19 protein-coding genes are annotated in these 24,543 nt (G+C 65.8%); 10 read left to right on the top strand and 9 right to left on the bottom strand.

Annotated elements, in window-relative coordinates; genetic code table 11:
• Window positions 1–26: 26 nt before the first annotated feature.
• Genes J0A91_RS00420 through J0A91_RS00430 form a run of 3 tightly spaced genes read left to right on the top strand, consistent with a single transcriptional unit; the run spans window position 27 to window position 4,003 of the window.
• Window positions 27–1,208, top strand: coding sequence for a pyridoxal phosphate-dependent aminotransferase (locus tag J0A91_RS00420; RefSeq protein WP_069203255.1), 1,182 nt, complete (start codon window positions 27–29; stop codon window positions 1,206–1,208).
• A 48-nt stretch (window positions 1,209–1,256) separates the two neighbouring features.
• Complete coding sequence (locus J0A91_RS00425; protein ID WP_169833061.1) at window positions 1,257–2,717, top strand: S10 family serine carboxypeptidase-like protein; 1,461 nt, start codon at window positions 1,257–1,259, stop codon at window positions 2,715–2,717.
• A complete protein-coding gene (locus J0A91_RS00430; protein WP_069203257.1) occupies window positions 2,714–4,003 on the top strand; it encodes an APC family permease in 1,290 nt (429 codons plus the stop codon). The genes J0A91_RS00425 and J0A91_RS00430 overlap by 4 nt, the downstream gene beginning before the upstream one ends.
• A gap of 8 nt (window positions 4,004–4,011) precedes the next feature.
• Here J0A91_RS00430 and J0A91_RS00435 read toward each other — a convergent pair whose 3' ends face one another.
• Together J0A91_RS00435 and J0A91_RS00440 are read right to left on the bottom strand one after the other, a co-directional pair.
• The gene (locus J0A91_RS00435; RefSeq protein ID WP_069203258.1) at window positions 4,012–6,084 is read right to left on the bottom strand and encodes an amidohydrolase family protein; all 2,073 of its coding nucleotides are present in this window, start codon (window positions 6,082–6,084) and stop codon (window positions 4,012–4,014) included.
• Complete coding sequence (locus J0A91_RS00440) at window positions 6,081–7,043, bottom strand: ornithine cyclodeaminase family protein (RefSeq protein WP_240502148.1); 963 nt, start codon at window positions 7,041–7,043, stop codon at window positions 6,081–6,083. Before J0A91_RS00440 ends, J0A91_RS00435 begins: the two co-directional genes overlap by 4 nt.
• 115 nt (window positions 7,044–7,158) lie before the next feature.
• On the opposite strand from J0A91_RS00440, the gene J0A91_RS00445 reads away from it, so the two are divergent.
• The 3 genes from J0A91_RS00445 to J0A91_RS00455 all read left to right on the top strand — a co-directional run bounded on the left by J0A91_RS00445 (window position 7,159) and on the right by J0A91_RS00455 (window position 10,927).
• The gene (locus tag J0A91_RS00445; protein WP_069203260.1) at window positions 7,159–7,632 is read left to right on the top strand and encodes an Lrp/AsnC family transcriptional regulator; all 474 of its coding nucleotides are present in this window, start codon (window positions 7,159–7,161) and stop codon (window positions 7,630–7,632) included.
• A gap of 102 nt (window positions 7,633–7,734) precedes the next feature.
• Window positions 7,735–9,438, top strand: a complete 1,704-nt coding sequence (locus J0A91_RS00450) for a M61 family metallopeptidase (RefSeq protein WP_240502149.1) — start codon at window positions 7,735–7,737, stop codon at window positions 9,436–9,438.
• 220 nt (window positions 9,439–9,658) lie between these two features.
• Window positions 9,659–10,927: a DUF763 domain-containing protein gene (locus J0A91_RS00455; RefSeq protein ID WP_069203261.1), complete on the top strand. Its 1,269-nt coding sequence runs from the start codon at window positions 9,659–9,661 to the stop codon at window positions 10,925–10,927.
• Window positions 10,928–11,071: 144 nt separating this feature from the next.
• Here the strand turns inward: J0A91_RS00455 and J0A91_RS00460 are convergent, their stop codons facing one another.
• From J0A91_RS00460 to J0A91_RS00490, 7 genes are read right to left on the bottom strand one after another with little or no spacing between them, the layout of a single operon-like run.
• Window positions 11,072–12,103 carry an NADP-dependent oxidoreductase gene (locus J0A91_RS00460; protein WP_069203262.1) on the bottom strand — a complete coding sequence of 344 codons (1,032 nt, stop codon included), beginning with the start codon at window positions 12,101–12,103 and terminating at the stop codon, window positions 11,072–11,074.
• A complete protein-coding gene (locus J0A91_RS00465; protein WP_069203263.1) occupies window positions 12,100–14,169 on the bottom strand; it encodes a 3-hydroxyacyl-CoA dehydrogenase NAD-binding domain-containing protein in 2,070 nt (689 codons plus the stop codon). Before J0A91_RS00465 ends, J0A91_RS00460 begins: the two co-directional genes overlap by 4 nt.
• A gap of 12 nt (window positions 14,170–14,181) precedes the next feature.
• A complete protein-coding gene (locus tag J0A91_RS00470) occupies window positions 14,182–15,711 on the bottom strand; it encodes a class I adenylate-forming enzyme family protein (protein WP_069203264.1) in 1,530 nt (509 codons plus the stop codon).
• Window positions 15,689–16,483 carry an SDR family NAD(P)-dependent oxidoreductase gene (locus J0A91_RS00475; RefSeq protein WP_069203265.1) on the bottom strand — a complete coding sequence of 265 codons (795 nt, stop codon included), beginning with the start codon at window positions 16,481–16,483 and terminating at the stop codon, window positions 15,689–15,691. The genes J0A91_RS00470 and J0A91_RS00475 overlap by 23 nt, the downstream gene beginning before the upstream one ends.
• Window positions 16,476–16,814, bottom strand: coding sequence for an EthD family reductase (locus J0A91_RS00480; RefSeq protein WP_069203266.1), 339 nt, complete (start codon window positions 16,812–16,814; stop codon window positions 16,476–16,478). Before J0A91_RS00480 ends, J0A91_RS00475 begins: the two co-directional genes overlap by 8 nt.
• A 3-nt stretch (window positions 16,815–16,817) precedes the next feature.
• Window positions 16,818–17,615: an enoyl-CoA hydratase/isomerase family protein gene (locus J0A91_RS00485; protein WP_069203267.1), complete on the bottom strand. Its 798-nt coding sequence runs from the start codon at window positions 17,613–17,615 to the stop codon at window positions 16,818–16,820.
• 44 nt (window positions 17,616–17,659) lie between these two features.
• Entirely contained in the window at window positions 17,660–18,364 is a 705-nt protein-coding gene (locus tag J0A91_RS00490) for a carboxymuconolactone decarboxylase family protein (protein WP_069203268.1), read from the bottom strand.
• 219 nt (window positions 18,365–18,583) lie between these two features.
• Between J0A91_RS00490 and J0A91_RS00495 the strand changes: the two genes are divergently transcribed.
• The 4 genes from J0A91_RS00495 to J0A91_RS00510 all read left to right on the top strand — a co-directional run bounded on the left by J0A91_RS00495 (window position 18,584) and on the right by J0A91_RS00510 (window position 24,542).
• Window positions 18,584–19,792 (top strand): acyl-CoA dehydrogenase family protein, encoded by a 1,209-nt coding sequence (locus J0A91_RS00495; RefSeq protein WP_083224419.1) that lies wholly within the window; start codon window positions 18,584–18,586, stop codon window positions 19,790–19,792.
• Window positions 19,789–20,871 carry a phosphotransferase family protein gene (locus J0A91_RS00500; RefSeq protein WP_069203269.1) on the top strand — a complete coding sequence of 361 codons (1,083 nt, stop codon included), beginning with the start codon at window positions 19,789–19,791 and terminating at the stop codon, window positions 20,869–20,871. Before J0A91_RS00495 ends, J0A91_RS00500 begins: the two co-directional genes overlap by 4 nt.
• Window positions 20,872–20,940: 69 nt before the next feature.
• Window positions 20,941–23,235: a TonB-dependent receptor gene (locus J0A91_RS00505; RefSeq protein WP_069203270.1), complete on the top strand. Its 2,295-nt coding sequence runs from the start codon at window positions 20,941–20,943 to the stop codon at window positions 23,233–23,235.
• A gap of 2 nt (window positions 23,236–23,237) precedes the next feature.
• The gene (locus J0A91_RS00510; protein WP_069203271.1) at window positions 23,238–24,542 is read left to right on the top strand and encodes a spinster family MFS transporter; all 1,305 of its coding nucleotides are present in this window, start codon (window positions 23,238–23,240) and stop codon (window positions 24,540–24,542) included.
• Window position 24,543: the final 1 nt, after the last annotated feature.

Genomic DNA, 24,543 nt, shown 5'->3' on the forward strand with positions numbered 1-24,543 from the left:
CCGGTGGGCGTGAGGAGTAGGAAGCAATGGCTCATCACGGCGAGACTTCGCCGCCACGATCCTACGCGCAGTGGATTCGCCGGACGCTCCGCCGTGTGCGGGCCGAACGCACGCTGCTGGTCAGCCTGTTCGAAAGCTCCGTGCCCGAACCGCGCGAGATGCTGCGCGCGCTGGTGGCGGAAGGCTTCGGGCAGACGATCACCTCGCGGTACGCCAGTGCGTTCGCGGGCGGCAACCCGTTCGTGGTCGAACAATTGATGAATCGCTACCGCGTCGATGCCGATCGGTTGCTCTGCACGACCGGCGCGACCGGCGCGCTGTCGTTGATCTACCGCGCGCTGCTCAAGCCCGGTGATCGCGTCCTGATCGAAACGCCCGCGTTCGACCTGTTCGATACGATCGCGCGCTCCTACGGCCATGAGGTCGATCATTTCAGACGCAGCGGCGCACGCTTCACGATCGATCCCGAAGAGGTCGCCGCGCGGATCGGGCCGGATACCAAGCTGATCGTGCTGTCGGACCTTCATAACCCGTCAGGGATGCGAACCGACCCAACCGTGATCGCCGAGATCGGCCGGATCGCCGCGGCGCGCGGCGTCACCGTGGTGGTCGACGAAGTGTACCGCGATTATGCCGACGACGCGGCGGAGGCGACGCCTTCGGTCCATCTTTCGCCCAGCATCGTCACGATCAGCAGCCTGACCAAGATTTATGGCCTCAGCACCCTGCGCTGCGGCTGGATCGTCGCCGCGCCCGAGGTGATGCGGACGATCCGCGCGCTCAACGACGAGGTCGAGTTCGGCGTCTCCAATCTCGCGCATGCGGTGGCGGCGATGGTGCTGGAACGGCGCAACCGTTTCGACGCCTATTCCGCCGGCATCGTGCGGCGGGGCCGGCCCGTGATCGAGGCGTATCACGCGCATTGGCGCGCGAACGGCCTGGTCGATGGCGAGCTTCCCGATTTCGGCTGCATCGCCTTTCCCCGCCTTATCGGCATCGACGATACCGATGCCTTTTCGGACTGGATCGCGGCGCGCGGCGCGGTCGTGGTGGCGCCCGGCAGCTATTTCGGCGCGCCCGGCCATGTGCGGATCGGTTTCGGGCTCGAACCAACCGCGCTCGAATACGGCCTTCAGGCGCTGACCGACGGGATGAAGACCTATCGCGACCGTTCGGCGAGGCCGGCACCGGTCGCGGTACATGATTGATGTTTCGAGCGAACGGCAGATGCTAGGGCGATGACGAAAGGGGCTGGGATGGCGTCGAAGACAATCGCAGGCTGGCTGCTGCTGGCGAGCGCGGTGGCATGCGCACCCGCGACCGCGCAAACCGTCCTCGCGCGCAGCGAGCGCACCGTCACCATCGCTCGCCAGCCAGTGCGGATCGCCACCGAGATCGGCACGGTGCCCGTCGCCAGCGCGGCCGGGCATGACGACGCCACCGCCGGCTATATCTCCCACGTGCGCGCGGGCGGCGCGACCGAGCGGCCGGTGCTGGTCGCCTTCAACGGCGGCCCCGGCGCGTCCTCGACCTATCTGCAACTGGGTGCGCTCGGGCTCGATCATGTCGCCGTGCCGCAGGTGCCCGGTGCCCCCCTTCCGCCCGCGCCGACGCGCGCACCGAACGACGACAGCCTGCTCGACACCACCGACCTGCTGTTCGTCGATCCGCCCGGCACCGGCTTCTCGTCGCTGCCGGCGGGTGCCGATCCCGGTTCCTACCATTCGGTCCACGGCGACGCGCTCGCCGCCGCCCAGGCCGTCCGCGCGTGGCTGGTCGCGCACGGGCGCACGCACGCGCCGGTCTACATCCTCGGCGAAAGCTACGGCACGATCCGCGCGGCGGCGATGGTCGATGCCCTGCGCGAAATCGATCCTGCGATGCACGCAGCGGGGGTGTTGCTGCTCGGCCAAGCGCTCAACATGATCGAGACCGCACAGCGGCCCGACAATATCGTCAGTTACGTCGTCTCGCTGCCGACGCTGGCGGCGATCGCCTGCTACCACGGCAAGCTCGCCAAACCGTGCGACCCCGCGCATGCCGCCGATGCCGCGCAAGCGTTCGCGGGCACCGCCTACCTCCACGCGCTGTACGAGGGGCGGAACATCGCCCCAGCCGAAAAGCAGCGGGTGGCGGCGCAGCTCGCGGCGCTGAGCGGAATCCCCGCCGCCTATTACCGCGCGCACGATCTGCGTATCTCGAAGGAGCGGTTCCGCGTCGAACTGCTGCGCGCCGAGGGCAAGGTGATCGGCCGCTATGATGCGCGCTACACCGCGCCGCGCGCGCCCGACGCCGGTCCGGTCGTCGGCTCTGATGCGTTCTCGGCCGTAAGCCGCCAATACGAACAGGCGATGCCGGCCTATCTGCGCGCACTGGGTATCGCGGACCCGTCCGGCTACGCGGTGCTGGCGCCGCCCAAGGGCAGTTGGAACTATGGCGGCGACACCTCGCCCTTCACCGACTGGCCGTTTCTCGACCCGATCGAAAAAGCCGCCGCCGCGGACCCGCATTTCCGGCTGTTCGTGTCGAGTGGTCTCTACGATCTCACCACCACGATCGGCGCGGCCGACTATCTGATCGCGCAATCGAACCTGCCGGCGGCGCAGTACACAGTCGAGCGCTTCCCCGCCGGCCATGTCAGCTATTCGGACGAAGCGAGCCGGCACCGGCTGATCGCCGACATCCGCACGTTCATCGCCGCCGGGACGTCGCGTTGAGCGCGGAGACCGGTCTCGTCAAAGGGATCGATCTCGGCGGCGTGATCGCGCTCGGGCTCGGCACCGCGGTCGGCGTGTCGATCTTCTCGGCGATCGCCCCCGCGACCGCGCTCGCCGGGCCGGGTATGCTGATCTCGGTGCTGATCGCGGCGCTGCCGATGTATCTGATCGCGATCAGCTACGCGTTCCTCGGCTCGGCGGTGCCGGTCTCGGGCGCATCCTATGTCTGGCCGGCGCGGTTCCTGCACCCGGCCTGGGGCTTCGTCGTCGCCTGGCTGCGGATCGTGGCCAACATGGGCGCGATCGTCGTGCTCGCGCTGGTGATGGTGCGCTATCTGTCAATGGTGCTGCCGCTGCCGCTCAAGCCGACGATGTTCGCGGTGATGCTGCTCGCCTTGCTCGCCAATCTGTTCGGCATCCGCACCGCGACACGCGTGCAGAAAGTGCTGATGGTGGCGATGCTCGCCGTGTTCGCGCTGTTCGTTGCATGGGGTGGCGCGACCACGGTCGACACCGCACGGCTGTCGCCGCTGCTGCCGAACGGCTGGGCGGGCGTGGTCGCCGCCGCGCCACTGCTGCTCGGGCTGTTCTTCGGCATCGAGGCCGCGACCGAGGCCGGGGCCGAGGTCAGCGACAGTGCACGGACGATCCCGCGCGGTATCGCGCTGTCGATCGGTTCGGCGACCTTGCTGTATCTCGCGGTCGGCTTCGTCGCGCTCGGCGTGCTGGGCAGCGATGCGCTCGGCAGCAGCCAGGCGCCGATCCTCGATGCCGCCAAGCGGTTCATGGGGCCGGTGGCGACGCCGCTCGTCGTGCTGGCGGCGGTGCTGTCGATCGGCAAGTCGCTCAACGCCCTGTTCGCGATGTTCAGCCGCAGCCTGTACGCGATGGGCGTGGCCGGCGCGCTTCCACATGCCTTCGGCCAGATCCATCCGCGCTGGCAGACGCCGCACGTCGCGCTGATCGCGGTGTTCGCGCTCGGCTGCGTCGGGCTGTTGCTGCCGATGGAACTGACCTTCCTGTTCCTCGCGGTCAACGTCCCCAATCTGCTCAAATATGCCAGCGTCTGCCTGGCGGCCGCGCAAGTGACGCGCCGCCATCCCGAGATTTACGCGGTGGCCGGGTTCAAGCTGCCGAAACGGCGGTTGCTGGCGTGCAGCTACGGCGGCGTCGCCTGTTCGCTCGCGCTGGTGGTCATCGGCATCGGGACGAACTGGCGGCCCTATGCGCTGCTGGTCGGCTGGCTGGTGGTGGGCCTGCTATATTACGCGGTGCGGCGCCGATAACCGTCGGATCAGAAAAATTCGTCGGCCGGATCATGCGCCGGGACGGCCGACACGCCCGCCTTCCCCGCCGCCGGCATCGCGATCTTCGGCGCCGGCGCGAACGGCGTCACGCCGAACGCCGGCCAGATTTCGGACGGGAAATAGATCGTCCCGTCCTTCACCACCATGCCGATGCGGTGGATTTCGCGCAGGTCTTTCACCGGATCGCCCGGCAGCAGGATGAAATCGGCGAGCTTGCCGCGTGCGATCGTGCCCAGTTCCTGATCGCGGCCGAAATATTGCTCGGGCGCGAGCGTGCCGAGCCGCAGCACCTCGGGCACCGATATCCCCGCTTCGGCATAGATTTCCAGCTCGCGGTGGACCGACAGCCCGGTGCCGTCGTCGGTGCCGGGCAGCAGCCGGATGCCGCGATCGTGCATCAGCTTGAGCAGTTCCTTCACCTTGGCGAAGGCGCCGCGATACGCGGCATCGTCGGCAGCGCTGGTGATCGGCGCGATCGCCTGACGGCGGCGGCGCTGGAGGCCGATCGGCAGATGATCGATATACTCCGCCACCGCCGGGCTGGGCGTGCCATCGCGGCTCAGCATCAGCAGTTCGAGCGTTACCGCAGTCGGATCGTGCGCGATGTGGCGTGCGGCCATCCGGTCGAGCGTCGCCTGGACGCGGGGTGCGGCGAGATCGAGTCCGGCGGTGCGTCGCATCGCGGTGAGGCGCAGCGGCGTGCGCGTATCCTCCTCGGGCTTGAGCACCCAGCCGAGCATCACCTGGTTGATGTGAGTCACCTCGTCATAGCCGGCGTCGATCATCGCATCGGCATTGGTGAAGGCGGGGACGTGCCCGGTCACGGTCATGCCGAGCCGATGCGCCTCGCGGGCGATCGCGGGCACCCAGGCGGGGTTCATGCTGTTGTAGATCTTGATCTGCCAATATCCGCGCGCGGCATACCAACGCACCGCCTCCAGCGCCGCCGCCTCGCTATCCACCACCGTGCCGAGCCGCGCCGAATAGGGGCTTCGCCCTTCGAGGAACCCGTTGCGGACGATTCGCGGCCCGGCGATCGTCCCCGCCTCGATCTGCGCCTGCGCGCCGAGCAGAAACGCATTGTCGTTGCCCATGTCGCGCACCGACGTGACCCCCGAGGCGATGTAGAGCAGCGCCGATTCGAGGCTGAGATGCGCGTGCATGTCGTGCAGGCCCGGCATCAGCGTGCCGCCCTTGCCGTCGATCTTCGCCTCGCCGGGGGTGGGCGGGCTGTCGAGCGGCTCGACGCTGGAGATGCGGTTTCGGAAGAACACCACCGATACCGGATCGGAGAGCCTGCCGCTTGCCGGATCGAACACATGCACGTTGCGGATACGAACCGGACCATCGACATGATGCGCGAAGCGCTTCTGGAGATCGACGTAGCGCGCGCTGGTCAGCCGCGTTGCGATCTCGGTAAGTGCCGGCGTCTCCGCTTCATGGCCCGCGCGCACCGTGGCCCCGTCCGAGCTGACGACCGCGAACAGCGCGTCGTTCGCGTCAAGCAGGATCAGCGCCGGCGAGAGATCGATGCCGCTCAGGAAATAGGCGCGATAGGTCGCCTTGCCGACGGCCACGCTGCCTTGCGGATCGAGGTGGATCGCGCCGCCAGGCAGCGCGAGAACGGTGTGGTCGGCGCGCTTCAGCAGCGCCCGCGCATAGAGGCCGAGCGCCCACGGGCTTGCGTTCTGGCCGATATAGACCTTTGGGCCATCGAGCGTGGCGCGTTTCTCACCCGTCGAATCCCGCCATGTCGCGATGCCTCTGGCCGCGTCATAGGCCTCGTGCGCCGCGCCGCCGAAGGTCGCGGTGCCGTCGATCGTCCAATGCGTCGGCAGGCCATCCGCGCCGATGTCGATCGCCTCGTCGAGGGTCGGGCCGCGTCCGTTGTTCTTGACGTCGTAATGGATCGCGACGTGGCCCCCGGTCTGGGTCACGTCGAGCGCGCCGACCGTCTCGCCGTTGGCGATGACGACCAGCCTGTCGGCGGCGGGCGCGGCGCCGATGCAGGCGAAACAGGCGGAAGCGGCGAGTGCTGTACGCAACGGCAGTCTGATCATCGCGTCAGCGAACTCCGGTAGAGAAAGGCGGCGGCAGCCAGATCCTGCACGGCATGGCCGAGCGATTTGTAGGCAGTAACCTCGTCGGGGGAGGTGCGGCCGGGAATGCGGCCGAGCACGACCTCGCCGATTTCGCCGGCGAGATGCGCGTCCTCGATCGCGCCGCTGTCGCGCGCGATCAGGAATTCCGCGGCAGCTTCCAGCGCGGAGGCGCGGCTGTCGGCGATATAGCGGCTTCGCGCGACCAGCGCGGTATCGACCTCGACCGGCCCGGCGAAGCTCGATCCGACGATGTTGATGTGCGTTCCCGGTTTCACCCAGTCGCCGAGCAACACCGGCTGCACCGCCCCGGTCAGCGTGCAGATCACGTCGGCCTCGCGCGCGGCGGCTTCGACCTCGGTCGCGACCTCGACCGGCAACGTGGCGTTAAACTCCCGCGCGAGGTGCTCCGCCTTGCCGGTGTCGCGTCCCCAGATCAGCACGCGCTCGAACGCGCGCACCAGCGGCAGCGCCAGCAGGTGCGTTCGCGCTTGTCCGCCGGTGCCGAGGATGAGCAGGGTTTTCGCGTCGGGGCGCGCCATCGCGTCGGTTGCAACCGCGCTGGCGGCGGCGGTGCGGATCAGCGTGATCTCCTCGGCATCGGCGATGCAGACCGGCCGCCCCTGTTCGGGTTCGAACATCACCACCACGCCGCGATGGCGCCGGCGGCCCGGCGAGGCCGGATCGGCGAAAACGCTGATCATCTTGGCACCGAACATGTCATCATCGCCGAGCGCGCCGGGCATTTGCGCGAAGGTGCGGCCCGGCCCCATGCCGATCATCGTGCGCAGCAACTGGCGCGTCGTCCCCGCCGACAGCGCGGCCATCGCCTCGCGCACGACGCGGATGCAATTCGGGTAGTCGAGCTTCGCCCGCACCGCATCGGCATCGAAAATCACCAGATCGTCCGCGCGCATCATGATCCCTTCCTGTAAGTATCTTACCGAGGCCGGCGCGTAGCGCTTGCCGATCGTCGCCCGGAAACCTAGTTTTGCGCATCATACATATCGTGCTGGGCACAAAGGGAACATAAACATGCCCATCGAGCTCGACCGCCTCGACTACAAGATTCTCGATCGGCTCCAGATAGACGCTGCCGAATCCTCAAGCGAGATCGCCGACCGCGTCGGCCTGTCGCAGTCGCCCTGCTGGCGGCGTATCCAGCGCCTGAAGGAAGAGGGGTTCATCAGCGGTCAGGTCGCGATCCTCAATCGCGAGATGTTCGGCGACAGCATGTTCATCTTCGCCCAGCTCAAGATGGGCCGTCTCACCGACGACGAGCGCGACCGCTTCGTCCAGGCGATCGAGGACATTCCCGAGATCACCGAGGCCTATACGCTGTTCGGCGAGATGGACGTGATGATCAAGGTGCTCGCGCCGAGCATGGCCTGGTATCAGAATTTCACCTTCCGCACGCTGTTGCGCCTGCCGGGCGTGGAGGACATTCGCTCGACCGCCACCTTGTCCGAGATGAAGAACACGCACCGTTTGCCGCTGCCACGGGGGTAGGTCGCCCAAGCCTGCATAGATCATGCGCGGCCGCGCGGGATTCGCCGATTTTCTTGCCGGGCACCCGCGCTACGATCGCCGAGAGATCGGAAAGGAAGCGGCATGAACGGATCGATGCGGTGCATGGCGAGCGGAATCGCGCTTGTGCTCTCCGGCGCGCGTGCCGCGCCCGAGCCGCCACCCACGCTGAGCATCACGCTCGCCCCCGACGCGCCCGACCGCGACGGGCATATCCGCGCGATCGACCTCACGCTCGTCGTGACCGACGCCGATGCCGCTCCGGGCGCGCCGCTGTTCCACCTCCCGGCGACGGCGAACACCGTCGTCACCAGCGCGGACGACATCACCGCCCTCACCGCGACCGACGCGCGCGGCCCGCTATCGCTTGCCGCACAAGACACGCCAGCGGACGATTCGAACACCGATCGGGCGTGGCGCGCCGACCGGGCGGTCGCGGGGACAGTCACGATCCGCTACCGCGTGACGATCGACCCCGCCCGACCGCCACTGGTCGCGCCGCAGTACGACATCCGTACGGAAAGCGGCACCGTCTCGGGCGCAGCGAACAGCTTCGTGCTGCTGCCCGCCGACGCTAAGCCCCGCCATGTCGCCGTCCACTGGAATCTGACCAAACTCGGCGCGAACGCGATCGGCGTGTCGAGCTTCGGCGTCGGCGATGTCGCGCCGGACACACCGATCACGCCCGACCGCCTTGGCTCGGTCTATTACATGGCCGGGACGCCGGGCCTGTACCGCGCGCCCGGCTTCTTCGCTGCGTGGCAGGGCACACCCGCCTTCGCCGCAGCCGAGGTGATGCAATGGGCGAGCAAGCTGCACGCCTTTTACGGCAGCTTCTTCGGCTACCGGCCGCCCAGCTTCGGCGTGTTCGCGCGCACCAACGCGGGCAACCCCGGCAGCGGCATCGGCCTGGTCGATTCGTTCGCCTTCACCTTCGGCCCGACCTCGACCGCTGAGGAGATGCGCACGCTGCTGGCGCACGAGATGCTGCACGCATGGGTTAACTCGCTCGACGGATCGATGGACGCGGCGAACGGCCTCGGCGCGGCGTGGTTCGGCGAGGGGCTGGCGGTCTATTACCAGCGTGCGCTGCCGTACCGCGCCGGGCTGATCCCGACCGCCGCTTTCCTGGCCGACCTCAACGAAACCGCCGGCCGCTATTACACCAACGCGATGATCGCGACGCCCAACGCGGACATTGCGGCGGGGTTCTGGCGCGACACCCGCATCCGCGTGCTGCCTTATGATCGCGGCTCGCTCTATTTCGCCACCGTCAATGCCGCCATCCGCGCGCGATCGGGCGGGCGGCGATCGCTCGACGATCTCGTTCGCGAGATGCTCGCCGCCCGCCGCCGGGGCGAGGCGATGACTCTCGTGATGTGGCGCCGGATGCTCGCGGCCGAGCTCGGGCAGTCGGGCATCCAGTCGTTCGAGGCGATGCTCGCCGGGAAGACCGTGCTACCGCCGTCCGACGCTTTCGGTGCGCGGTTTGAGCGGGTGAAGGTACCATTGCGGCGCTGGCAGCTCGGCTTCGATCCCGCCTCGACGACGACTTCGCCGAAGACCGTGCGCGGGCTGATTCCGGGGTCGAACGCCGCGCTGGCCGGCCTTCGCAACGGTGACCATATCACCACCGCCTTCCCTCAGGACGCACCGCAGGGCGATCAACACGCGACGCTAGACCTCAAGATCGAACGCGACGGGAGACCGATGGTGATCCACTACCTGCCACGCGGCAAGACCGTTCTGGCGTGGCAGTGGCGGCTGCGTTCGGCGGGCAAGCGGTAAAATCAAACCACCGCGTCGAGGGCCACGGAGACGATTCTCACCGCGGCGCTCACGGCAACCTCCTCTTCTGCTTCGTGCTTGTTGCCGGAGCCCGTGAACGGCTCGCCAAGTTTCCGCGAGAAGCAGTTCCCTGTATGTTTCAATCGTGCTACGCCGCCCGGATGCCGGTGTCGGTTCCTCATCGCGTGCTTGCCTGTGCTGCGCAGACTGCCGTCGCCTGATGGGCAAGCGTGCCGGCAGCGCCGACCTTCCGCTGCATGGCGGTCGCGTGCCCGCGTGGCTCGGGCAGCGCATGACCCGGCTCGGCACCGTCATCACCGAGGCGATCGTGCTGGAATATGGCCGCGACGAGTTCCTGCGCCGCCTCGCCCATCCGTTCTGGTTCCAGTCGTTCGGTGCCGTGATGGGGATGGATTGGCATTCGTCCGGCATCACCACCAGCGTGATCGGCGCACTGAAACGCGGCCTTGCACCGTTGTCTAGCGAACTCGGCATTCACGTCTGCGGCGGTCGTGGCAAACATTCGCGCGCGACACCGGGCGAGTTGCTCGCGGTCGGGGAGCGGGTCGGGCTGGACGGCGCCGATCTCGCGCGTTCGAGTCGGCTCGTCGCCAAGGTCGATAGCGCGGCGCTTCAGGACGGGTTCGACCTCTACCTGCACGGGTTCATCGTCGCCGACGACGGCCAGTGGGTGGTCGTGCAACAGGGCATGAACGATGCGCGGCGGCAGGCGCGACGATATCATTGGCATTCGCAAGGCCTGGAGAGCTTCGTCGATGCGCCGCACGCCGCCATCGAGGGGCACGGACAGGGCACGATCGTCAATCTCGCCGATCGGCGTGCGGCCGCGTCGCGCGACAGCCAGCTCGACCTGCTCGCCACGATCGGCCCCGATGGCATCACACGCCACTTCGGCGAGGCGCGGGCGCGACCGGCTCCGCCCGAGCCGGCACAGGCGGTGCTGCCTCACCTGATCCTTCCCGATCGGCACGATGTCCGCGCCGAGGACGTGGTCGCGCGCCGCCTGCATGGCGCGCTCGCCGCCGCCGCCGACCGCGGTCCCCGGGATTTCGCGGAGTTGCTTCTCGTCCCCGGCATCGGCGCGCGCGCGGTCGAAGCGCTCGCGCTGGTCGCGGAGGTCGTTCACGGCGCACCATGCCGGTTCAGCGACCCGGCGCGATTCTCGCTCGCCCATGGCGGCAAGGATCGTCATCCCTTCCCGGTGCCCACCAAAGTCTATGACCACACCATCGGCGTGATGAAGTCGGCGGTGTGCAAAGCGAAGCTTGGGCAACAGGAGGAACTGGCCGCGATCCGCCGGCTCGACGATCAGGCCCGGCGCCTCGAAGCGGCCGCGACCGGACCGTCGGTAGAGGTCTATATGGCTAGTGAACGCGCTCGCTCGCACGGCTTTGGGGGGCGGAGCGTGTTCGGTTGGGAGCCGCCGGCGGAGACGGCAAGGCCGACGCGCGGGCAGGACCTGCCATGACGATGCGCGCTTTCGATCTGTTCGATACGCCGGTTCTGCCGGGCCTGTCTAGCGTACGCCCGGAAAGACATTCTGCGATAGGTTCAGCGCCGCACTCTCAATCGCGGTTGGCAAGCCGGCGGCCATAGCTTTTCCGCTGCGGACTCAGGCGCTCGAATCTTCCGTTGTGACTAACAGCGTTCCTGTGTTCAGGCCGGAGAACAGACCCGCGAATGCATTTGGCAGCGTTTCGAATCCTTTCCGCACGTCGATCCGGCATTGCAGCTGGCGGCTGGCGGACCATGCGCCGATCGCCGCCGTAGCCTCGTCATAACGCGCGGCGAAATCTCCGACGACGAAGCCTTCCATCCGGAGTCGCCCATATACGAGCTTCATCATATCGTTCGGGCCGGCGGCCGGTCGGCCGGTATCATAGGCGGAGATCTGGCCGCACAGCACGATCCTGCCATGCGGCACCATCTGATCGATCGCGTCTTGCAGGATTTGACCGCCCACATTGTCGAAGAAAAGATGGTATCCGCCGGGGCTCGCGGCCTTCAGCCGGGATACCATGTCGCCCGAGCGATAATCGATCGCGGCGGCCACTCCGCAGTGTTCTTCCAACCAGCGGCATTTTTCCTGCCCGCCCGCGACGGCAACGACGCGGCAGCCCGCTAGTTTCGCCATCTGGCACGCCATCGCACCCACGGAGCCGGCGGCGCCGGAAACGAGGACGGTCATTCCCGGTTCGGGCTCTCCGATGGCGAACAGACCGAAATAGGCCGTCAGGCTGTTCGGTGAATATAGCGTCATGGCATCGATCGGGTCCATGCCACGCGGAATCGTGGTGACCGGAACCACCGCCGCGTCGGGCCGCAGCACGGCATAGTCCTGCCACGGAGTCACGGCGGTCACGAGATCACCGATTTTGAAACGGGAATGACGCGTGGCGACGACCTCGGACGCGGCCATTCCTCGGATCGGTTGTCCGATGTCGATCGCCCCTCGATAGCTTCGGTCGGGTGGGTTAAGCCAGTTGCGGATCGTCGGAGCACAGGAGAAGATCAGCGTCCGCACGAGGATCTCGCCGTCCGCGAGGTCCGGCGCCGCATAATCCTCTTCGCGATACGCGAAGTCGGAGGCGGCGACCGGCCCTTCGGGCCGTCGCGCCAGAACCCACGTGCGGTTGAGGCTCACGCCGTTTCGCCGAAGCCACGTCCCTTGTCAGCAAGTCTGACAAGAAGATCCGTCGGACAGAACGCCTCGCCGTATCGACCTTCCAGTTCCCGCATTTCCGCGACGATCCTGCCCAGCCCGATCTGATTGGCCCAGAACAGCGGGCCGCCGCGATAGACGGGCCAGTTATAGCCGAGGATGGCCGCAATATCGACGTCGGAGGCTCGCAGCGCGATGCCTTCCTCGAGGATCTTCGCCCCTTCGTTCACGACCGGATAGAGAAGCCGGGCCAGCAAAGCCTCGTCCCCGCTCGTCGCATCGGGCCGTATTCCGCGCGTTGCCGCAACGTCGCGTATCAACTCCGAGGTGATGCCCGATTCGCTCGGGCGTCGCGTATCGTCATAATCGTAATACCCCGCGCCCCGCTTCTGGCCGAGTCGACCGCAGGCGACGAGCTCACCCATCACGGTGCGCTCGGTTGAATCGCGGCCGATCACGTCGAGCCCGACCAAGTCCATCATCTGGAAATGGCCCATCGCGAAGCCATATTCCACGAGCGCGCGGTCGATCGCGTCGATCGGCGTGCCCTCGAGCATCATCGCTTCGGCCTGGGCGCCGCGCGGCGCGAGCAGACGGTTGGCGATGAAGCCATCGCAAACGCCGCTCAAGACCGGCACTTTGCCGATCCGCTTGGCAAGTCGCATCGCCGTCGCCACCACCGGCTTCGCCGTCGCGGCCCCGCGGACCACCTCCAGCAACCGCATCACATTCGCCGGCGAGAAGAAGTGCAGTCCGATCACCCACTCCGGGCGGCTGGTAGCCTCCGCGATCCGGTTCAGGTCGAGGAAGGATGTGTTGGAGGCGAGAATGGCGCCCGGCTTGGCAATGCGGTCGAGCTTGCCGAAAATCTCGCGCTTGACGTCCAGACTTTCATACACCGCCTCGATGACGAGATCGGCGTCCGCAAGCGTCGCCAGATCAAGACCGGGCGAGATCAGCCCCATGCGCTGTTCCACCTGCTCGGCGCTCATCCGGCCTTTCCGAACGGTCGCCTCATAGTTCCGCCGGATGACGGCAACGCCGCGATCGATCGCCTCCTGCGTCATCTCGACCAGCGTGACCGGAATGCCGGCGTTGAGAAAATTCATCGTGATGCCGCCGCCCATCGTACCGGCGCCGATAACGCCGACCGAGCGGATATCGAGTATCTCGGTGTCGGCGGAAACATCAGGCACCCGCGCCGCCTCACGCTCGGCGAAGAAGACATGGCGCTGCGCCGCGGATTGCGGGGTTGCCACCAGATGCTCGAACAGCGCAGTCTCTCGTGCCAAGCCTTCTTCGAACGGCAGATCGACAGCGGCTTGTACCGCCGCGATGATCGCGTCCGGCGCGGCGAAGCCTTTGAAGCGGCGGGCATTCTTGGCGGCGAAGTCCGAGAAGATCACCGGCCTTTTCCGGTCAACGACGGTCCACACCTCGTGATCACGCGCCCTGGGCCGCGCCGAACCGCGGGCAACGACATCGCGCGCGAAGGCAATCGCACTTTCGCGCAGGTTTCCGTCAGGAACGAGCGTGTCGATCAAACCAAGCGACAGCGCCTCCTTAGCCCGGATCTGCCGCCCGGAGGTAATGATGTCCAGCGCCGCTTCGGCACCGACGAGCCTCGGCACGCGCTGCGTGCCCCCCGCCCCTGGTAAAAGGCCAAGATGCACCTCGGGCAGCCCGACCTTCGCCGTCTCTGCGGCAACACGATAATGGCAGGCGAGTGCCAGTTCGAAGCCGCCACCAAGCGCCGTACCGTGGATCGCCGCGATCACCGGCTTGGGCGCCTGCTCGATCAGCGCGAACAGCTCGGCGAAGCTGGGCGGCTGCGGGGCCTTGCCGAATTCGGTGATGTCCGCACCCGCGATGAAGGTACGCCCGGCGCAAAGGATCACGACCGCCTCGACCGCGGAGTCCGCCAGCGCCTGTTGGAGTTCGCGCAGCAGGCTGGCGCGCAGCGGCGCCGACAACGCGTTCACCGGGGGATTATCGAGCGTGATGATGGCGATTCCGCCGGTCAGGGCACTCGCTGCCAGTATGGTCATTGTCCGTGTCTCCTAAACGGCGGAGGACACCACACGGCGGCCGACTTCGTCGATCGCGAGCGCGGCCATCGCCTTCTTGTCCAATTTGCCGGTGGCGGTGACGTGCATCGCTTCGACCAGCACCAGATGCTCGGGCCATTTCTTTCGCGACACACCTTGTGCGGCCATGTGCTCGAGCAGCGCGGAAAGATCGAACGCAACCGCGCCCGGGCGCAGCCGGCACACCGCACACGCCTGCTCGCCGAGCTTGCGCTCTGGCACCGCCACCACCGCGACCTCTGCAATCGCCGGATGGCGCAACAGCGCCGCCTCGACTTCGGCGGGGTCGATGTTGAAACCGCCGCGGATGATCTGATCCTTGATCCGGCCGACCACGCGCACGAAACCGTCCTCGTCGCGGATGATCTCGTCACCCGTCAGATAAAATCCGTCGGGCGTCTTGCGTTCCTGGCCGGCACCGAGTCCGTTGGCATAACCGAGAAACAGCGAGGGGCCGCGCACACCGGCTTGCCCGCGTGCGCCTCTCGCGAGAGCGCGCAATTCGGCATCGAACGCTTCCTCCTCGGTGCCCGGGAACGGGATTCCATCAGAAATCTGGCGACGTTCGAGCGAATGGTCGGGCCGAGTCGACGCGTGGCCCATGCATTCCGACATTCCGAACATGCGAAGCGCCTTGAGCCCCAGCAAAGCATCGGCGTCCGCGATCAGTTCAGCGGTCATCGCACTGCCGCCGACCGCCATCGCGCGCAGCGGCAAGCGTCCGTGCCACTCGCCCTGCCGCGCCGCCTCGACCATAGAGAAAAGGTGTGTCGGCACTGCGATCGCCCAGCCGCAACGATAACGTTCGGCCCGGCGCAACGCCTCGGCTGGAACCCAAGGGTCGACCAATATCAACGGATGACCCAGCGAAAGCGCGAAATGCGCCGTGAAGGTGAAGCCCGGCGCGCTGTCCAACGGGACGATACCGAGAATCGCGTCATCACCCTGAAGGCCGGCGATGGCGGCGCAGGCGCGCGTCGCGTAATTGAGTGCCCCTGCCCCGTGCATCACGCCCTTGGGAATGCCGGTGCTGCCGGAGGTGAAGCCGATCAGAACGGTCTGCGCGTCACGCGGATCGGTCGACCGGCCCCCTTCCGACGCGAGCACATCCACCGTGACCGCATCTGTCGGCGTCACTTTGGCGGTGTGTCCGACGCGCGATTCGATCAAGGCGAGGTCCGCCGTCCCGAGCTTTGGCGAAACCGGACAGAACACGGCATCAAGCGACGATACCGCCAGGGCCGTCGCGATCGTGGCCGGATTCTTATGCGCCGCGACGAGGACGCGCGATCCCGCGCCGACACCCGCACCGACGAGGTCGGTCGCGATCCCGGCGGCGAGCGCGCGAAGCTCGCGACGGTTCCAAAGCCTGTCCTGACAATCCGCCATTGCCAGAGCGTCGGGATCGGCGGCGACGAGCGCGTCGAACTGTGGCCAGAGGCGGGCCTCGTTCCACTCGAACGGAGCATGCATGGCATCGTCAGGCAATGGATTGTCCCCCATCGACGAGGAAGGTCTGCCCGGTGATGAAACTTCCTGCCTCCGACGCGAGCAAGGCCAGCATGCCGGTTATTTCCTCGGGCCTGCCGAAGCGGCGCAGCAGGATGCCTGCGCGGGTCTTCTCCTGCGTGGCGGCGTCGAGCGTCTCGGTCATGCCAGTTTCGATCGACCCAGGCGCGATCGCGTTGACGCGGATGCCGTGCTGCGCCCATTGTGCGGCGAGATCGCTGGTGAGGTGAACGATCGCCGCTTTGCTCGTGGTGTACGGCACGACTTGACCGGCATCGGGCTGGTAGGAGATGAACGCTCCGACCGAGGCGATATTGATGATCGCTCCGCCCCCTTGCGCGATCATGTGCCGGGCTGCGTGGCGGCAGGCAAGGAACGTGCCGGTTACGTTCACGTCCATCACCTTCTGCCATCCTTTCAGGGGAATGTCCTGTGGCAGCCCCCACCAGGAAGCACCGGCATTGTTGATGAGGATGTCGAGGCCGCCTAACCGGTCGACCACACTCGCGACCGCAGCCTCAACCGAGGCTTCGTCCGCGACATTGCAGGCAAGTCCGATCGCAGAGACGCCAAAGCGTTCGGCGATATCGGCGGCGACGGCGGCACAATCAGCCTCGGTACGGGACGCCAGCGCCACCGAACACCCCAGGTCCGCGAGCGTGGCCGCCATCGCCTCGGCAAGCGCGCCCCGCCCGCCGGTAATCAGCGCGCGCTTGCCATCCAGGCGGAACTGGCTGGTCGAGAACCCGCGAACCATCTCAGCCATTGCTCGTCTCCGCCAGCAGGTCGACCTCCTCCGTGATGAGGATGATCCGTCGGCCGCCCATACCTCTGGTCTGCGCAGTCGCCGCCTTCCATTCGGGTGACGAGAAGGCGGTATCCAGCGCCGCCTGGTCGGCAAAGGTCAGCACGGCATGCCCGTCCCATGCCGGCGCCTCGGGATTGTCGTAATCCTTGGTGACGGCGCCGTGCCGATAGGCCGTGAGCCCGGGCAGCACTCTGGCGGCATCGGCGTGAGGCCCACGCCACCAGATCGTGAACTGCTCGTGCGTCCAGTCCGTCGGCCGGCTGGCCAGGACGACCATGCTGACCGACATCGCCTAGTTTCCCGTCCAGACGGGCTTGCGCTTCTCGAGGAACGCCGCGACGCCTTCCTTCGCGTCTGCCGAGTGATGCACGACGTTGCAGGTCATCGTTTCGAGCGTGATGAGCGAGTTGGTATCGGCGTCCATGCCACGGTTGAGCGCCATCTTGGTCATCCACATGCAGAACGGGCTCTTGTCGATGAGTGGCGCGCAGAAATCCTCGATCAGCTTGTCGAACTCGGCCGCCGGTGCGGAGGCGTTACACAGGTTCCACTCGACGCATTCGTCGCCGGTGAGGAGCTTGCCGGTCAGCATCAGTTCCTTCGACTTGCGCATGCCGATGTAGCGCGGCAGGCGGTAGATCGGCCCGGCGCCACCGAACAGCGCACGGCGAATGTGGAAATCGCCGATCTTCGCCTCGGAAGCCGCCAGTGCGAAGTCGCAGGAAATCATCAGCTCGAAACCACCGGCGACAGCATAGCCTTCGACGGCCGCGATCGTCGGCTTATTCATGTTGTAGATCTTGTCGTAGGTACGCGCTGAGTCGATCGCGAGTTGCAGAGACACGGTCGATTCATGCAGCACGGGGCCGACAAGCTGGTCGAGATCGGCACCCGAGCAGAAGGTGTTGCCGCGACCGCGGAACACCACGGCCAGCGCCTTCTTTTCAGCGGCGGCGCGGTCGACCGCGACCTCCAGTTCACGCAGGAGCTGCGGGCTCACACAGTTGCGTTTGCGCGGGCGATTGAGCCAGATCGTGCAGATGCCGTTCTCGGCCAGCTCGTACTGGATGACGTCCTTTTCGGGTTCCACGAATTCTCTCCTTTGTGAATGGTTGAAAAGCGAATTTTGAAACTTCAGCGCGGGATACCGCCCTCTTCGGGCGGCGCCAGCATGCCGCCGACGGCCATCCAGGCTGCCACGCCCGCCGCCGGCACGGCACACAGCACCGCTTCCGCTATCTCTTCGTCCGAAGCGCCGGCGTTACGCGCGCCACGGACATGAGTCGCCGCCATCGGGCTGTATCCCGCCGCCAGGATCGCCAGCAGAAGCAGTTCGCCGTGCTTGGGGGAGAGCGGGTTGGCGTCGATGCTGCCGCGCCGCATCAGGTAATAGGCGTCGGCGGCTTGAGGGCTCAGCCGGAGCAGTTGCTTTAGCGGGGCAGGTATCGAGCCGAAATATGCGGTGAAATTCGCCTCCGCCTCGCCCGCCTTCGCCGTCGGCAGATCCTGCGGCTCGGGCGCCTGAAGATCCTCGAACGCCGCGTCGAGCACATCCGCGAAGTCCATCGCCGCCGCTTCGCCGCGCAGACTGGTGAGAACGATTAGCCCCGCAGTCGCTTCAAGCGGCGTGAGACCAAGCGTGACGCCACGCTCGATTTCGCGACGGGCAAGGCTCAGATGCCGCCGGTCGATCGCGGCCACGGCGACGAAAAGCGCTTTGAGACGCGCCGGCACCGCCCCGTCGGTATCGATCACCGACCGGAAGGCCGCGAACCCGGCCAACGTGTAGGGCGCGTGCCCTTTGAGCAGCGCGATATCCATGAGCGGACGTGTTTTCATTCTGCCTCTCCTGGCCAATCTGATGCTCGACCGACTGGTCGGGCGTCAACCGAAAAATTTCCGCCTGACCTATTTGACAGCCGACCGGTCGGTCGGGTAGCCAAACAGTCGACCGCTCGGTCGGGCGAGTCCTAAAGTAGGCGAGACAGGACGAATCGTGTCGCGCATCGGGGAGGACAACGAGTGATTTTCGAACAGTCTGCGAAATCCAGGGAGTGGATGGAGCGGGTCCGCGCCTTCATGGACGAGCATATCGTCCCGGCGGTGCCGATCTACCAACAGCAACTCGCGGCTATCGACCGATGGGCGGAGATCCCGCCGATATTCGAGCAGCTCAAGGCCAAAGCGCGCGCCGAGGGGCTTTGGAACATCTTCATGCCACCGTCGGAGCATGACGACGCGTTCTTCACCAGCGTCGGGCTGACAAACGTCGAATATGCGCCGATCGCCGAACTGATGGGTCGCGTCTCGTTCGCAAGCGAGGTGTTCAACTGCATGGCGCCCGACACCGGCAATTTCGAAGTGCTGCATCGTTACGGTACGCCCGCGCAGAAACAGCGCTTCATGGTGCCGTTACGCGACGGCGAGACGCGGTCTGCCTTCCTGATGACAGAACCGGCCGTTGCCTCCTCCGATGCGCGCAACATCCAGACCGAAATTCGCCGCGAGGGCGACGAATACGTCGTCAATGGCCGCAAATGGTGGTCATCCGGGGCCGGCCACCCGCATTGCGCCTTCTACATCGTGATGGGCAAGACCGATCCCAACGCCGCGCCCTATCACCAGCAATCGATGATCCTCGTGCCGCGCAACACGCCCGGCATCACGCTCGTCCGCCATCTGCCGGTGTTCGGCTATGATCATGCGCCGCACGGGCATTTCGAGGTGCTGCTCGAAAACGTCCGCGTGCCCGCCGAGAACATGCTGCTCGGCGAAGGGCGAGGGTTCGAGATCGCGCAAGGCCGCCTTGGGCCGGGACGAATCCATCACACGATGCGAAACATCGCGACGATGGAGGTCGCGCTCGAAAAGACCTGCCGGCGGCTGCTGTCGCGGCGGGCGTTCGGAAAGGCGATTGCGGAACATTCCGTCTGGGAGGAACGCATCGCGCGCGCGCGCTGCGAGATCGAGATGGCGCGTCTGCTTTGCCTCAAGGCGGCGCACATGATGGATACCGTCGGCAACAAGGAAGCGCGCGCCGAGATCGCGATGATAAAGATCGCAGCACCCAAAATGGCACAGCAGATCGTCGATGATGCCATCCAGGCGCATGGCGGCGGCGGCGTGAGCGACGATTTCGGCCTCGCCGAACTCTGGGCCAACACGCGCATCGTCCGCCTGACCGACGGCCCCGATGAAGTTCACGAACGCCAATTGGCGCGCATGGAACTCGCGAAATATCGCGAACGCGACGGAGCGACATCGTGAGCGCGGCACAACCCGCCGCGATGATCGGCGGCACGGTCGATGTGGCGGCGAACAGCGCTTTCGACGAAGCGAGGCTCATCGCCTATCTCTCCGGCCGTATTCCAGAATTCCCAGGCTCGGTGCGAGTCCAGAAGTTTGAGGGCGGCCAGTCGAACCCGACGTTCCTGCTATCGACGCCCGATGCGCGCTACGTGCTTCGTCGGAAACCGGCGGGCGCGCTTCTCAAATCGGCGCACGCGGTCGATCGTGAATATCGCATCACCAAGGCTTTGTTCGAGGCTGGACTTCCCATCGCCGAGCCGCTTGTGCTCTGCGAGGACGACGATGTTATCGGAACGATGTTCTATGTGATGCGGCACGTTCCCGGGCGCAGCTTCTGGAATCCGCGCATGCCGGGTTTGGAACGCGCCGAACGCGCGGCCATCTACGATTCGGCGAACGAAACGCTGGCGCGCCTTCATCTGGTCGATTTCGAGGCGATCGGGCTTGGCGATTATGGTCGCCCGGGCAATTATTTCGCGCGTCAGGTCTCGCGCTGGTCCCGCCAATATGAAGCATCGCGCACCCGCGACATTCCGGAGATGGAACGCCTGCTGGCATGGTTGCCAGGCGCCATCCCGGAAACGGGCGACCGCACGACGATCATCCACGGCGATTACTCCTTCCACAACCTCCTCGTGCATCCGACCGAACCGAGAGTTTCGGCAGTGATCGACTGGGAATTGTCTACGCTTGGCGACCCGCTCGGCGATCTCACCTATCACATGATGGAATGGTCGCGCCCCGAAGGCGTCGATGCTCGCGGCACATTGCAGGGGGCCGATCTCGGCGCCCTCGGCATCCCCACCGCGCAGGAATATGCGCGACGCTATTGCGAGCGCACCGGCTTTCGCGGCGACCCGACGCACCCCTTCTACCGGGCCTTCAACCTGTTCCGGGTGGCCGCGATCCTGCAGGGAATCGCTGGCAGAGCGCGCGACGGTGTCCAGACCGCTTCGAACGCCGAAGACATCATCTCGCGTGTCGAACCGCTCGCCCGCGCGGCGTGGATCGCCGCTCAGGAAGCGGGAGCAGGCTGACCCGATCACGCGGAGACGAAACGATCATCATGGCCATAAAAAAAGGCCAGTTCGTAGGAGAGAGATACCATGACCAAGAAAGCGCAGTCCTTCCGTACAATATTGCTCGCTGGCAGTGCCCTGGCATTCGCCAGCCCCGCGTTCGCTCAAACGGCGCCGGCTTCCGGCGCGCCCGTGAGTAACGCGGCGCAGGCCAGCATCGCCGACATCGTCGTGACGGCGACCCGTCGCGCCGAACGGTTGCAGGACGTGCCAATCGCGATCAGCGCGCTCGACGGCGCGCAGGTTCAGGCGCAACGCATCGACAATTTCGCGTCGATCACCAAGATCGCGCCGGGGCCGACGTTCGTACCAGTCAAAGGCACGTCCACGATCGCGGTACAGATCCGCGGAAAATACTCGAACAACGATGCTCCCGGTCTGGAAAATCCGGTGGGCGTGTATATCGACGACATCTATTACGGCTCACTGGCGTCCTTCGACGCCAATCTGTTCGATGTCAGCCAGATCGCGATTCTGCGCGGGCCGCAAGGCACGACGTTCGGCCGCAACGCGGTCGGCGGCGCTCTCCAGATCACCAACAACGTCGCCGAACTCGGCAAGACCGATGCGCGGATCACCCTGACCGGGCTCGGCAACGCGATGGGCCAGTTGGGTATCGAGAGCGACGGGTATGTCAATTACGCGATCGGCAGCTCACTGGCCGCGCGCTTCGCCTATAGCGTGAAGAACGACGGCGGGTATCAGAAGAACCTGCTGTCGGGCAATTACCTCGATGACAATCGGGTACAGAGCGTGCGCGGCTCGGTGACGTGGCAAGCTTCCGAACGCCTCAAGATGACCGCGAGCGCATCCTACACGCATCGCGGAGGCTATGGTGACGGCGCGGTCATTGTCGGCCAGGGCGCTCTGGTGAAGCAGGTTCGCGCGGCGAACGGCGGCGATCTTCACAAGACCTTGCTCGACGACGACGGCGAGACTCGCCGGCACCTGTTCGCTGGCATCCTGAAACTGGAATATGACACCGATGTGGGTACGATCGCGTCCATCACCGGCTATCGATCGCTCAACGCCTTCTATCAGGAGGATTCCGACGGCGGTCCGCTGCCGGCGAACTATCCTTCGATCAACATCAACAAGGAAAAGCAGGTCAGCGAAGAGCTTCGCTTCACCTCGAAATTCGGCGGCCCGTTCGATTTCGTCTCGGGCGTCTATTTCGGATACGAAGATCTCTACAAGGGCATCCAGTTCAATTTCAACGGCACGCTGCCGCAGTCCTATCTGTCGGTCCTTTCACCCGGCCGGGTCGCATCGCAGTTCGTGGCCGGCAGGATCTATAATTACAGCGTCGGGCCGTTCATCGAGGGAAAATACAAGATCACGCCGCAACTCTCGCTGACGGCAGGGCTTCGCTACAGTTACGAGCGCAAGAACGGCTACACCTCGCACGAGGGGTCTTCGCCCTTTTACGGGGCGCCGTATTTCGTCGAACTCGGCAAGAACGGGGGCACCAATTCCTGGCAGTCCTTCACACCGCGCTTCATCGTCGATTATAAACCGACTCGGGATATCTCCTTCTATGCTTCGGTTTCCAAGGGCTTTCAGGGCGGCGGCTGGGTGCTGACCGCGACCAGCGCAGCCAAGGCGCTCGTTCCGCTCGCCGCGGAAACGACGTGGAGCTACGAGATCGGCACGAAGTCCAATTTCTTCGATCATTTCCTGACGACCAACGTCGCGGCGTATCTGTCCGACACGAGCAACCTTCAGGTCCGTTCGCTGATCAACGGCGTGCTGACGGACAGCAACGCCGGCAAGGAGCGCGTGAAGGGTGTCGAGGTCGAAGCGGCCATTCACCCGGTAGCAGGTCTCTCCATCGGAGCGAATTACGCGTATACCGACGCCGTCTATCGCAGCTTCCCGGGGTGTGCGGCAGGCGGCCTGGACTGTACCGGAAACCGGGTTCCGTTCGTATCGAAGAACGACTTCACCGCGCTTCTCGATTACAAGATGGATCTCAAGAGCGGCGCCAGGCTCGGCTTCCACTTCGACGACAAGTTCGCAAGTCCGTACCAACTCATCGCCACGAACCTCCAGCAGATCGGCGTGCCGTATACGAGGCGGCGCAACGTCGCCAACGCTTCGGTGAGCTACACTCCGCCCTCGGGCGCGTGGGATCTGCGGCTGTGGAGCACCAATCTGTTCGACAAGACCTACGCGAGCAACGGTCTGAACTATTACTTCTACCATATGTCGCCGGCGGAAGTTTCGGCGGGCGGTGGTGCCGCGAACGCGGACGTCGAGCGGCTGACGATCGCGCCACCGCGCGTTATCGGCATCACCTTCACCGCTCGGGTCGGAGGGTAGACATGGACGGCGCCGTGACTCGCAAGCCGGAAACGGCGCCTCCGACGGCACCGTCGAATCGCACCCGGCGCCTCGTGCTGGTGATGCTGGGGCTGGTATCGATGTTCAACTACATCGACCGGACCGTGCTTTCGATCCTGCAGGAGCCGATCAAGCGCGAACTCGGGTTGAGCGACGCGCAATTGGGTATGCTGACCGGCCTCGCCTTCGCGCTGTTCTACGCAACGCTGTCGTTGCCGATCGCGCGCTTGGCCGACCGGCTCAATCGGCGCAACATCGTCACCGCCTCGCTCGCGGTGTGGAGCGGCATGACCGCGCTTACCGGCCTCGCGACCGGATTCGCGACGTTGGTGGCCTTCAGGATCGGCGTGGCGCTCGGCGAGGCGGGATCGGTGCCCGCATCGCATTCGATGATCGCCGATTATTATCCGCCCGAGAAGCGCGTGACCGCACTCGCCTTATGGGGCCTTGCGCTGCCGGCGGGGATCATGCTCGGCTACGCATCGGGCGGCTGGATCGCCGCGACCCTCGGTTGGCGCACCGCCTTCGCGGTCATCGGCGGGGCTGGTCTCATACTCGCGCCTTTCATGTTGCTGCTGGTCAAGGAGCCGATGCGCGGCGCCTTCAACAAGCCGCAACAAGCGGCCGAGCGGATACCGCTCGGCGCGGCCATCGCTACGCTGTGGAGGCTGCGCACCTACCGCTACATGCTTGCGGGCACCACGCTTCACGCCTTCGCGCAATATGCGATCATGAACTGGACCGCACCCTTCTACATGCGCGTGCATCATATGCCGCTGTCCGAAGTCGCGGGATGGCTGGCGCTGATGAACGGCATCGGCGGCGGTATCGGCATCTATCTCGGCGGGTGGCTTTCGGACAGGATGGCGCGCTCCGATCCCGCGGCACGAGTCTGGGTCAGCGCGGTGGCGATGTTCGTGATGGTTCCGGCGGCGCTGGTGCAGTTTCTCGTCCCCTCGCCGGGGCTTTCGCTCGCGTTCGGTTTTGTGGCGACCATGCTGATGTTCTTTTATTATGGCCCGATTGTCGGCGTACCGCAGTCGCTTGTAGCGCCGCGGATGCGTGCGCTCACCTCCGCAGTGACCCTGCTGGTCTTCAACCTGTTCGGACTTGGGCTCGGCCCAGCCGTCACCGGCTTCATCAGCGATCGTCTGGCCGCCGGCGGCGGCATGCACGATACGTCGCTTCGTTATGCGCTTGCGGTGGTGCTGGTCTTCTCGCTGGTGGGCGCGCTGAGCATCGCTTGGGCGAGCCGCTTCTACCGATCGGAAATCCGCGAGTCCTGAT

The organism is Sphingomonas panacis, from assembly GCF_001717955.1.
GTDB classification, from domain to species: Bacteria; Pseudomonadota; Alphaproteobacteria; order Sphingomonadales; family Sphingomonadaceae; genus Sphingomonas; species Sphingomonas panacis.